At 38.7% G+C, this 11,783-nt stretch carries 11 protein-coding genes; 6 read left to right on the top strand and 5 right to left on the bottom strand.

Annotated elements, in window-relative coordinates:
• Window positions 1-164 precede the first annotated feature (164 nt).
• From ACMX3D_RS22320 to ACMX3D_RS22310, 3 genes are all read left to right on the top strand, one after another.
• Window positions 165-491, top strand: a complete 327-nt coding sequence (locus ACMX3D_RS22320) for a YbjQ family protein (RefSeq protein WP_190710576.1) — start codon at window positions 165-167, stop codon at window positions 489-491.
• 338 nt (window positions 492-829) lie between these two features.
• Complete coding sequence (locus tag ACMX3D_RS22315) at window positions 830-1,465, top strand: hypothetical protein (RefSeq protein ID WP_482748005.1); 636 nt, start codon at window positions 830-832, stop codon at window positions 1,463-1,465.
• 243 nt (window positions 1,466-1,708) lie between these two features.
• Window positions 1,709-2,398 carry a Uma2 family endonuclease gene (locus ACMX3D_RS22310; protein ID WP_482748004.1) on the top strand — a complete coding sequence of 230 codons (690 nt, stop codon included), beginning with the start codon at window positions 1,709-1,711 and terminating at the stop codon, window positions 2,396-2,398.
• A gap of 59 nt (window positions 2,399-2,457) precedes the next feature.
• Here the strand turns inward: ACMX3D_RS22310 and ACMX3D_RS22305 are convergent, their stop codons facing one another.
• The 5 genes from ACMX3D_RS22305 to trpS form a co-directional block, all read right to left on the bottom strand.
• A complete protein-coding gene (locus ACMX3D_RS22305; RefSeq protein ID WP_482748003.1) occupies window positions 2,458-2,877 on the bottom strand; it encodes a type II toxin-antitoxin system VapC family toxin in 420 nt (139 codons plus the stop codon).
• A complete protein-coding gene (locus tag ACMX3D_RS22300; protein ID WP_482748002.1) occupies window positions 2,874-3,128 on the bottom strand; it encodes a FitA-like ribbon-helix-helix domain-containing protein in 255 nt (84 codons plus the stop codon). The genes ACMX3D_RS22305 and ACMX3D_RS22300 overlap by 4 nt, the downstream gene beginning before the upstream one ends.
• A gap of 104 nt (window positions 3,129-3,232) precedes the next feature.
• Window positions 3,233-6,049, bottom strand: coding sequence for a GUN4 domain-containing protein (locus ACMX3D_RS22295; RefSeq protein ID WP_482748001.1), 2,817 nt, complete (start codon window positions 6,047-6,049; stop codon window positions 3,233-3,235).
• 188 nt (window positions 6,050-6,237) lie between these two features.
• Complete coding sequence (locus ACMX3D_RS22290; RefSeq protein WP_482748000.1) at window positions 6,238-7,167, bottom strand: methylenetetrahydrofolate reductase; 930 nt, start codon at window positions 7,165-7,167, stop codon at window positions 6,238-6,240.
• 58 nt (window positions 7,168-7,225) lie between these two features.
• The gene (trpS, locus tag ACMX3D_RS22285) at window positions 7,226-8,233 is read right to left on the bottom strand and encodes a tryptophan--tRNA ligase (RefSeq protein WP_482747999.1); all 1,008 of its coding nucleotides are present in this window, start codon (window positions 8,231-8,233) and stop codon (window positions 7,226-7,228) included.
• Window positions 8,234-8,466: 233 nt separating this feature from the next.
• Between trpS and ACMX3D_RS22280 the strand changes: the two genes are divergently transcribed.
• The 3 genes from ACMX3D_RS22280 (at window position 8,467) to ACMX3D_RS22270 (ending at window position 11,739) form a co-directional block, all read left to right on the top strand.
• On the top strand, window positions 8,467-10,047 hold the full coding sequence (locus tag ACMX3D_RS22280; RefSeq protein WP_482747998.1) for a B12-binding domain-containing radical SAM protein: 1,581 nt from the start codon (window positions 8,467-8,469) through the stop codon (window positions 10,045-10,047).
• A gap of 295 nt (window positions 10,048-10,342) precedes the next feature.
• Window positions 10,343-10,600 (top strand): hypothetical protein, encoded by a 258-nt coding sequence (locus ACMX3D_RS22275; RefSeq protein ID WP_482747997.1) that lies wholly within the window; start codon window positions 10,343-10,345, stop codon window positions 10,598-10,600.
• Between the two features lie 383 nt (window positions 10,601-10,983).
• Window positions 10,984-11,739 (top strand): DUF429 domain-containing protein, encoded by a 756-nt coding sequence (locus ACMX3D_RS22270; RefSeq protein ID WP_482747996.1) that lies wholly within the window; start codon window positions 10,984-10,986, stop codon window positions 11,737-11,739.
• The last annotated feature ends 44 nt before the right edge of the window (window positions 11,740-11,783 follow it).

The raw sequence follows: 11,783 nt of genomic DNA, 5'->3' as shown, positions 1-11,783 counted from the left end.
TGATCAATCTTGTCTTGTTCTCCTAATGTTAACAATATTAAGTTTTGGTATAAATTTTTATATTTGTTTTAAGGACAATTTTGGTTTTGAGTAGACAGTTACCTCAATAATCACAATCTCAGGCTTACAATATTTTGTGACCTGCTTACCTGTGAGATTAGTCTATGATTTTAACTACAACCGATGTAATTCAAGGTGCAGTTATTGATTCATATTTAGGTATTGTAACTGCGGAAGTTGTTTATGGTAGCAATTTCTTACGAGATTTTTTCGCCAGCATTCGAGATGTTATTGGTGGACGGACTGGTAGCTACGAACGTTTATTTGAAGAAGGACAAAGAAAAGCATTAGCAGAATTAGAGCAACGCGCACAGCGTTTAGGAGCCAACGCCGTCATTGGTATTGAAATTGATACGGGTACAATCAATGTTGACCAGTCTGGAGTTCTCATGCTGATTACTGCTACAGGTACAGCAGTAAGAATGCGTTAGTTTGTTCATCTTACACTGAGAAACTCTTTAATAATATCTTGAAAATTACTAATAGGTAATGATAATTGTCAAATTACCTATTAGCGTTATTAAAAAAAATGAGTAACTTTGATAATTAGGTCTAATTATTTTTATTATTTTTTTATTAAAAATTAAAGATATTTATACTTAGATTTGACATTTGCTAAATAATAGAAATTTATTCTTACTCTAGATAGATAAAGCAAGTCTTTCTATTGATAGATATTAAAAAGTGAAAATAGCAATTTAATTTTAAGCATAAACATGAATATAGGCAAAAAACTTTACTAAAAAAATAGTCAAGGAGAAAATAAAGTATGTCATACGTAAATCGCGCAGGTGACGAGATTACTACTGATCCTGCATTGGTAAGTAGAGCCGCTGATTATCATGACCGTGTTCGCTGGGGCCCTATAATATCTGGGGTATTAATTGCTTTAGCTTCTCAGTTAATCTTAAGCGCATTTTTTGCGGCGATCGGCGCAGGTACAGTAGCCAATTCAGGTGCGCCCAGGACAATAGCGCCTGATGTGGCTGGTAATGTAGGAATTTGGTCAACCGTTGCTTTATTACTTTCATTGTTCATAGGTGGATGGGTAACCAGTCGTGCATGTGGCCCTATGAACCGCAATACAGCTTTGTTAAATGGTGCAATTCTTTGGGCTACTACTTTGGCGCTAAGTTCTTGGCTATTGGCTAGTGGCGTATCTGGTGCTTTTGGAATTGCTGCTTCTAATGCAGGAGAAGTTATCAACCAAGCACAGCAGCCTGGTGGTTTGGCAGTACCGCAAAATGTACCTAATATAACTGCTCAACAAACTCGTGAAGCTGCTACTGCAACCTCAAGAGCTTTATGGTGGTTTGTCCTTGGTTCTTTATTAAGTTTAGCCGCCTCATTAATAGGAGCTGTTGCCGGAGTTCGCAGCCCTCGGACTAACACCTATCGTTCTTAAAAGACATTTTAAAAGTATTAGGTCACAGGTAAGGTAGAGAAAAAATAATTAACCAAAATAAACCTTGTAGGAGCGCAGATTTGTGCGCTCCTATCTTTGTAAGTCTTTCAAATAAGAATTAATATACCTTTAGAGCAAAAGCTGAACGGATATTAGTTGAGCAACAACAGGATAGAAGGGCTTGTTATTAGACATCACACTTCACAGCTACGCTAAACTGATAACAATGAGATAGTTGCAGTCATGTCTGTTGCCCAAGATTTAGAAACTCCAGAAGATGTTATATTTCCCCCAGGTGATTTATGTAGCGACGAACCGCCTTTGGAAAGTGACTTACATCGGCTACAAATGACGCTGTTGATTCAGTGTCTGGAGTTGTGGTGGAGCAGCCGCAATGATTTTTATGTATCTGGTAATATTACAATTTACTACAGCCCTCGTCAGCGCAAGTCAGAATATTTTCGTGGGCCTGATTTTTTTGTAGTGTTGGGAACAGAACGCCAACCTCGTAAAAGCTGGGTGGTTTGGCAAGAAGATGGTAAATATCCCAACGTGATTATCGAACTACTATCAGATTCTACAGCCGCAACAGACAGAGGCTTAAAAAAAGAAATTTATCAGAACACCTTTCGCACTCCTGAATACTTTTGGTTTGACCCCAGTAGTTTAGAATTTGTTGGGTTTATCTTGGTAGGTGGTAAGTATGAACCATTGGAACCCAATGCTCAAGGTTGGTTATGGAGTCAGCAGCTAGAGTTGTATTTAGGAATTGATCAAGCTAAATTACGCTTTTTTACGCCTGAAGGTGAATTAGTTCCTACACCAGAAGAAGTTGCATATCAACAGACACAACGCGCCGAACAGGAAAAACAACGCGGCGATCGCTTGGCAGCAAAACTGCAAGAATTAGGTATTGACCCCGATTCTATTTAGTGGATTTACTTCTGGCTAAATTTCACCAATCCTATATCTACGTAGTTTTTTATCTAAGTTTAAATATTTTCCACCCACAAAAGATGATTAACGTAAACAGTGTTTTGCAGCGCATTGTAAAATTTCTCATCTGCCGTCACCATCTCGCATTTTTGCGAAATTGCCAGGGATAGATATAAACTATCATATACTGCGCGATCGCTTTGCAGGGCAATATCTAAAGCAAGTGGCATCAATGGCTGAGATAAGTAAATTTCTACAGGAACTGCACTTAAATCTGCCAAAGTTTGCCTTGCATTTTCAGCAGTATCTTCACCGCGACGTACCCGTTTCCACAAGACATTTGCTACTTCTGCGAAGAAAAAATCTGGAACTAAAAAAGTATGATTACTTGCTAGTAAACGTCTAGCGACATCAGAGTAAATTTCCGGCACGAACCATTTTATAGCAATGCTGGCATCTAAAACATATCGACTCACCGTTCTCTATCCTCACGGATAAGTTCAGCACTGTCACTGAAAAATTTTTCTGCATATCTTACCTGAGCGCGTGCTACTGCATCTCTAGCTTGTTGCATGTCGCCGCCAGTGTGGTAATTCGTTACTGTTTCTGCGGCTTGTTGGAGGATATGTTTTAATTCTTCTTGTAAAGACCTACCATGCTGTTTGGCAAGATTTTCTAGTTTTTCTAGAATTACAGGATCTAAATTTTCAACTAAGATTTGAGCCATACTGACCCTTCGGGTGATTCAAAAGTTAAAAGTCGAAAATAAGTCGTGGACAAGGAGACTTTTGCTAGAGTTTACAAATTTCTGACTTCTTTATATGTTACATATTACAGATATTGATGAGAAATAAAAAACTCCAACACTGTAGTCCAATCTGTCGAAAACTCAGTACTATCACTAATTGTAGGCAAGTGTCCCTTTGGAGCATCAATACTATACTTAACGTCGGAGTATTCCATCCATCTAAAATCTGTTGGGTTTATTGCCGGTGCATTCCTTTTCCACTCAACGCTATTACAAAAACGCTCATAAGCTTTGTAAGCTTTGCTTATTTCATCGTTTTTATCTCTCACTCTACCTCCAAAATGAGCATATACCCATTGAAGTGGGGAAAGAATCTTTTTATAGGACGAACTTGTTTGACTGCCTTCCAAGATTCCACCAACACCAAGATAAATTTCTTTCTGAACACTAAACCCAAAGTGTCCATTGCTGTAATTTACCCACAGTTGATCAATAATTCTCAAGTCTTCACAGGGAAAATTCCTAATGTCTTCTAGTTCTAAATACCCTTGCTTTTCCTGTCCTGCTACTTTCAGCATCACCTTAAATGTTTCCTCATCAGCTTCTTTCCAGATACCTGCTGCTAAGTAGTAGGCGAGTTGATGATACTTTTCTGGTATGCGAAACCTAACTAGGCGGAATGTATCTGTTGAGGTTTCCCGTTGATAACAGATTCCTGCTTCAGCAAATCGTTCTCTAGTTTTTTCACTCAACCAAGCACAAAATGCATTACTTTTTACAAAGTCTAACTGACTTGGGTAGATTTTCAGAGTTAAGTCTGGGTCACTGTTGTTTTGTTCTAATAAAAACAACCGATATTCTACTTCAGTGAGATCAGTATCATCGAGCTTTTGTATTGTCCAGATTTTTTTACCTGCTTCTGTTATGGTAACTCCAGGCTGGTCTTCGGTTTCTGAACTACCTAAAAAACAATCTTCGTTGAGATAATTTAGCCGTTTTTCTAATTGAACTGATGCAGCTAACTTAAAAACTTCTACTTCATTTGACTGTAATCCCTGTTCTACTTTTTCGAGTAATTCCTGCTCTTTTTCTCGACTGACTCTGAGCTTATTTTGCAAACACTCGTAAGCAAGGGTGAGATTTTCTACAGTTGGCTTGTTTAATGCCGCATCAATTAGTTTATCTATTCTGACCTGACCTGCATAGAATAATATAGTTTGTCTCCACCAGTCCAAGTACTTTTTATCTTCCGCAAAAACTTCTAATACATCAGGTTCATGTTCGGCTTTTGTGAGTTCAACCGCTGTTAAATACTCTTGAAAGGTGCGATGGGTAAATTCATAGAGTTTTTCTTGTTTGCGATCGCTCAACAATTCTCGCACACCAAGGTCATCTTTTTCAATAAAAGCTTCTGGTGTAAACTCTTTTTCCGCTTCAACCATCTGAGCTAATTCTTGTTGTAGAAAATTTTTGGCAAGAAAAATATTACTGTCTTGATTTTTTTCATCTAGGGTAAACTGAAGTACTTGACGTTTGGTCATTTCCAGTGCGAGAGCTTGCAAAGCTTCTTGCTTCTGTTCTGGCTTGAGTGGATATCGCGTAGTTCCAGAAATAGATTGTCTTCCTTGCAGAAGCACATCACAAACTTGTTTATAAAGTCCGATTCTGGTGGGAGAAAGACTTGTTTTCTCCTTATATGTATTAATAATTAATGCCAGTAACAACGGATTTGTTGCCATTAAGCGCAGAGAAGGAACTGCGTTAATTTGGCGCACTAACTCATCTTTTTTAGATTCAGCATTTCTTCGCAGTTGTTTTTCTGATACTTTCCCAGAGTTACGCCGCTTCTCTAGATTAAAATACCACTTGTAAACAAATTCATTGCGCTGTTCAGTTGTAAATGACCTAACAAAATAAGCCGGGGTATTTGGCAGAGGTGCTTGATTGTAAGCTTGTGGCCGCGACGTGAGAATGAAAGGTAATTTATGGTTATAACTTTGGAGTTGCTGAGAAACCCAATTGCTTACCTGTTTTCGATGGTCATCGTCGGCAATTTCATCAAGTCCGTCTAACATTACCAAACATTTGCCATCTTTTAGTTGTTTGTTAAACCAATCTTGAGTTTTTGATGATTCATCTTTCTTCGCCTTAGCAATTACTTGCGCCAGAGAAGAATTAGTATCTGCCACAATAATAGGAGCCACATCTCTCAACCGCAACAAAACAGGAATAAGTTGAGGCAAACCCCGATACAATTGTGATTGTTTTCGCAGTGCCAATAAAAGGGTGATGTGTCTTAAAAGTGTGGTTTTTCCTGAACCCGGTGCGCCTAAAATTACCAGTTTTCGCCACGCCGATTTTTTGTTTGTAATTCCTCTCAATAAACTGCCAATTTCAGCTTCTTGCTGAGTTGCAATACTTCGAGAAATTTCTGTTTGTTCAAAATCCGAATCTTGCTCTTCACCAACCGTCAAATCTTGAGGGTTAAATTTAGGCTGTTCACCATTAAAGCCTAAAGGAACAAATACATTCTCCAAATCTAACCCTTCACCACTAAAGCCGCGTCCCTGATATTCTTGGCATTCTGCTGTGATTGTAGCGAGATACTCTGCCCCAAATTTATCTGTAATTGCTGTCCACCATTGGGGAATTTGCGTAGCCAGTAACCAGTCTAGAAATTTATCAAAATAGGGAAGTAACTTACTCCCAATTCTAATAATCAGCGCAACAACAAAAGAGATTCCTAGAAAAATAACAAACTCTCGCCATCGAGCATTTTTGGCATGATCAGCAGCAATAGCAACAAAAATACCTGGTATACCCCATCCAACCAATTTGTTGTCTAAAATCTTTTGTACTGATTCCCACCAAGCTGGTTGATTATCTGGGCTTTGAGTCATAGTGTAGGTTTAAAACTATGGATAGCTGGTGAAATAAAACCTGCTGATAGCAGTATAAGCGATCACTACCTACGAAAAATTACTTAATGAATAATTTTAGAAAGTCTTTATGAGATACTCAGCTTCTAGCTGAACACTGAGCGATCGCACTCTCCAGTAAAGTAAGAAATGCGATCGCTTAACTTGATTTACTTCGCTACAACCAAATCAACAGGCTGCACTCCCGCCAAATCCAAAATTTGCGGAATCAAATCTTCCCGCTTGACGGCCATCATGTGGACACCATCACACAATTGCCGTGCTATTTGTACTTGTTCAGCAGCAATTTTTACACCTTCTTCTAGTGGGTCTTTGGCTTTGGCTAATCTATCAATAATGTATTCAGGGATATTTACACCCGGAACGCACCTATTAATAAATTGAGCATTTTTTGCGGATTTCAACAGAAAAATTCCTGCCAAAATTGGTTTTTTATGCACAGAAGCTATCTTATCCATGAACTTTTCTAGCCTTTCAAAATCAGTGATTAATTGACTTTGAAAAAATTGCGCTCCAGCTTCAATTTTGCGTTCAAATCGATTTTGTAACCCTGACCAACTGCCACATTGTGGGTCTACAGCTGCACCGACAAATAAATCTGTTGCACCATCAATCAAAGGTTTTTCATTACAATCAAAACCTTGATTCATTTTCTGAATTAGTTGCAACAGTCGCACAGCTTCTAAATCAAATACGCCTTTAGCATCCGGGTGATCGCCTGCTTTTACTGGGTCGCCAGTCAACGCTAAAATATTCCGAATACCCAAGGCATGAGCGCCCATCAGGTCTGCTTGTAAAGCAATTCGGTTACGATCGCGGCAAGCAATCTGACAAATCGGCTCAATCCCTTTTTGTAATAAAATCGCTGAGGCTACCAGCGACGACATCCGCATGACAGCGCGGCTACCATCAGTAATGTTGACAGCATGAACTCTCCCCTTAAGAGTCGCCGCCATTTCAATCATGTGGGTGGGATTTCCCCCTTTCGGGGGGGCTACCTCGGCAGTAACTAAAAATTCGCCTGCTTGGGCAGCTTTCTGAAATAAACTCAAAGCAGTAGGGCTATGGGTGTGATGCATACAATTAATAGTCTGGTTTCTTACAGAGTATTATGAATCACACCTCAAAGCGAAAGCACTATAAAGGCATGGAGTAGCCTAAAGCGGATTTTACATCTGTTAGGGTTTGATTAGCGATCGCTTGCGCTTTTTCCCGCCCATCACGCAACACAGACTCCAGATAACCTTTATCATCCATGATTGCCTGATATTTTTCTTGGATTGGCTTCAAAGCATTAATTGTTGTTTCTGTCAATAATGGCTTAAATTGTCCCCAACCCATATCTTGGCATTCTGCTGCTACTGCTTCTTTAGTCTTACCAGATAGCAGCATATACAACGTTAATAAGTTATTACACTCTGGCCTTTCTGGGTCGTCAAAGGTTAAACCCCTGATGGGATCAGTTTTGCACCGCTTAATTTTATTGACAATTTGATCTGGTGAATCTAGAATATTAATCCGGCTTAACTCTGACGGGTCAGACTTTGACATTTTGCGTGTCCCATCTGTCAAACTCATCACCCTTGCGCCTTCCTTGCGAATTAACGGTTCTGGCAATTTCAGCACGGGCTGATCTTTGGCAAATTGGTGATTAAATCGGTTGACAATATCTCGTGTCAGTTCAATGTGTTGCTTTTGGTCTTCACCTACGGGTACTTTATCGGCTTGATAAAGTAAAATATCCGCCGCCATCAGCACAGGGTAAATCAACAAACCTGTACTGACGTTTTCTCCTTGTTTAACTGCCTTTTCCTTAAACTGAATCATGTCTTGCAGCCAGTTCAGGGGTGTGATGCAGTTCAGCAGCCAAGCAAGTTCACTGTGTGCGGAAACGTGGGATTGGACAAAAATACTAGAGTAGTTTAAATCAATGCCACAAGCTAAATAAAGTGCTGCGATCGTATAAGTATCTGCCGCCAAAGACGCTGGATTATGCGGTACAGTAATCGCGTGTAAATCTACTACACAAAAGAAATTATCATACTGGTCTTGAGTTTCTACCCAGTTGCGAATTGCGCCTAGATAGTTACCCAAATGCAAATTACCAGTTGGTTGAACTCCTGAAAGAACACGCTGCTTACCCATAAATTTCAAGTTAACTTATCTCACATCCGCGCCGTGTGAAAGTGGCGGTTAAAAAACTCATTCAATTTTAACGGGGATTGGGTACTGGGGAGATGAAGAAGAAGAGCGCAAGGGGGCAGGGTGCAGGGGAGAAAAACTAATAACAAATAGCTGTTAACAAAACTTAATATCTTGCTAAAAAACTTTGATTAACGTGGAAAGAAATGTATTGTTCCATTCCGGGGTGTGCGCTGATGAAAGCCTTACTACTCTGGCCAATCATGCCTAATTCCTTCTGGTCTTACCAAGAAACCCTTGATTTGGCAGGTTTACGCGCGACAAATCCGCCGTTGGGTTTAATTACAGTTGCAGCTATGTTACCTAGTGATTGGGAACTGAGACTAGTAGACCGCAATGTGCGTCTGGAGACTGATGCAGATTGGGATTGGTGTGATTTAGTCATCATCTCTGCAATGATTATCCAGAAAAAAGATTTGTGGGAATTGATTCAAAAAGGAGTAGCTTTAGGTAAAAAAGTCGCAGTGGGAGGCCCTTTTGCCACATCAGTTCCAGAATTTGCTTTAGAAGCTGGCGCACATTATTTAATTTTGGATGAGGGAGAATGCACTATTCCCTTGTTTTTGGAAGCTTTAGCACAAGGCGAAGAACAAGGAATTTTTCGCGCTACAGAAAAACCAGATGTCACTGAAACACCTATTCCGCGTTTCGACTTGCTAGATTTAGATGCTTACCTTGCAGTAACGTTGCAATTTTCGCGCGGTTGTCCCTTTCAATGTGAATTTTGTGACATTATCAATTTATTTGGTCGCAAGCCACGTACAAAAACTCCAGAACAAATGCTGGCAGAAATGGAAGTTTTGTATCATAAAGGCTGGCGACGATTAATATTTATTGTAGACGACAACTTTATTGGCAATAAACGCAATGCCAAGGTATTTTTAAAAGCGCTAATTCCTTGGATGCAAGAACGGAAATATCCGTTTATGTTACTCACAGAAGCATCTTTGAATTTGGCAGAAGATGACGAATTGATTGATTTGATGGTGCAAGCTGGATTCAGAATGCTGTTTATGGGAATTGAAACACCAGATGTAGAAAGTTTAGCTGTAGCTAATAAAGAACAAAATACTCGTCAGTCCTTAGTAGAATCTTGTATTAAAATTACCCGTGCTGGCTTACAAATCATGTCTGGGTTTATTATCGGTTTTGATGGTGAGAAAAAAGGCGCAGGACAACGCATTCAAGAATTTGTAGAAGAGACGGGTATTCCGCAAGCGCATTTAGGTTTGCTGCAAGCATTGCACAATACAGCTATGTGGACTCGTCTGAAACAAGAAGGAAGATTGAATGAAGGCTTAATGGATTTTATGGGTTCTCAAAAAGCCTTGATGAATTTTGTCCCGACTCGTCCCTTGGAAGAAATTATCCAGGAGTATATCGATACTTTTTGGAATTTATATGAGCCAATACCATATTTGCAACGCACTTTTCGGCATTTTAAAATGATGTCAGGCAAAATTCCTCAAGGTAAACGTCCTTTAACTTGGCATGAATTACGTTTGTTTCCTGTAATTATTTGGCGACAGGGGATTGTACGTTCGACGCGCTGGGTTTTTTGGTGGCAATTGTTAGCGATCGCCATCCAAAAACCTCATTTATTATATGACTATTTTGTAGCGTTGAGTTTAGGTGAACACTTTTTTACTTTCCGCCATGAAGTGAAGGCGCAATTAGATGCACAATTGCAGGAATTAAAGCAAGAAAAGGAAGTTAAACAACAAGAACAAGCAAGTTATAAGTTAGAACCTGTTTAGGTTTTTTTCCTGACTAGCAAGATTATTTAGCTGATTTAGTCAGCAGCTTTTACACCTATTCTAAAACTGACGTGTGTCTCCAGCGGAGGCGCACGTTAATTAAGTTGCTTATGCAAAAATCAATGAATATTTATCAATTCAACAAATATGAGTTAACCAATTTTTATCCAATGTCTAAAGATAGAATTCTAGTTTATTTTTTTATGTCCAAAGAATAATTTATTGAGTAAGAAATCAGTTTATAACAGAAATATAGGTGATTAACACCTATAAAACGTAAGTGAGGTAAAGAATTATGTTGCTTCAAACAATTTCTTCTGATTTATTGATGGATTTAGCTCCAGAGAAACAGCAGCTTTTATCTGGTGGATGTAAACCCAAGTATGGTGGTGAAGAACCAACTCGTGAAGAACCAGTTCAAGAAACATCGCCAATCGCATCCCAACCCTCAGCACGTCTGATTGTAGGGAACATAATAACCGTAACACCGTTTGCTAAGTGTTTAACTGGACAGAGTTGTTTTGGCGGAGAAGGTTCTCAAAGCCAGTACTAATGAGTTTTAATAACTTGCTCTTAGCAATTAAATTTTGAGCTAGTTTGAAAAATCTCTCCTCTTAAGCTATTAAGTTAATGAAGCAGAGAAATAAATATTTATTTCTCTGCTTCTCTTAAATTTAGGAATTTTTTAAATAATTACTCCTCGTGTTTTTAAGTAAAAACTCAAAATAGTAGCTATTATTTAATAATATGTATAATTGTATTTTAATATTGTAAGTAATTATATGTTTATTATAACCAATACATTAAAATCTAAAAATATAATTAGTAAGGGAGTACATCTGCTTTCTTACGAAGAAAATATCTGTATCAAAGTTTTAGTGTAATAGTATTAAAATTAAGGGTGTATTTTAATTCGCAGTAATTACTTATATCTAAATGAAATTTATTGGCATTGATTTAGGCTGGAAATCACAACCAAGTGGCTTATGCTGTTTACAATTAATAGATGGTAAATTGCAATTAATAGATTTAGACCGTCAAGATGCGATCGCAGACATTTTAAATTGGATAGATACCTGGGTAAAACCAGAAGAACCAGCCATCATTGCAGTGGATGCGCCTACTCTCATTCCTAACGCTACAGGTAGCCGCCTACCAGATAAACTCAGCCATAAATACTTTGGTAAATATCATGCAGGCTGTTATCCCGCAAATCAGAATTTGCCTTTTGCAGAGCGCACTATTAACTTTGGCTTAGAATTAGAATCGCGTGGTTATGCCCATGCACCAAGTATCGAACCTAAAAAACTCGGCAGGTATCAAATAGAAGTTTTTCCTCACCCTGCCATAGTGCATTTATTTGGTTTAGAACGCATTCTGAAATATAAAAAAGGACGCATCAATGAGCGTCGCCTCGAATTAATTAAACTTTATCAATATATTCTCGAAATTTTACCAACTCTCGAACCTACCCTGAAAGTGCCACAATCCCATCTTTTTCCTTTTGACTTTTTCCTTTTACCTTCCACAGGTGCAGCACTCAAAGCAATTGAAGACAAACTAGATAGTTTAATCTGCGCTTATGTTGCTGCACACTGGTGGTATTGGGGCGAACAACGCAACTTAGTATTAGGCGATCGCACGACAGGTTACATTGTCATCCCTCAAAGAATTTTAGATTTTAGATTTTAGATTTTGGATTAGTAATCGAAAATCCAAAATCCAAAATCTAAAAT

It is taken from the genome of Anabaena sp. TISTR 8404 (assembly GCF_056847745.1).
Note: the sequence above shows the minus strand (reverse complement) of the source record. Positions and strands in the feature narration are given on the sequence as shown.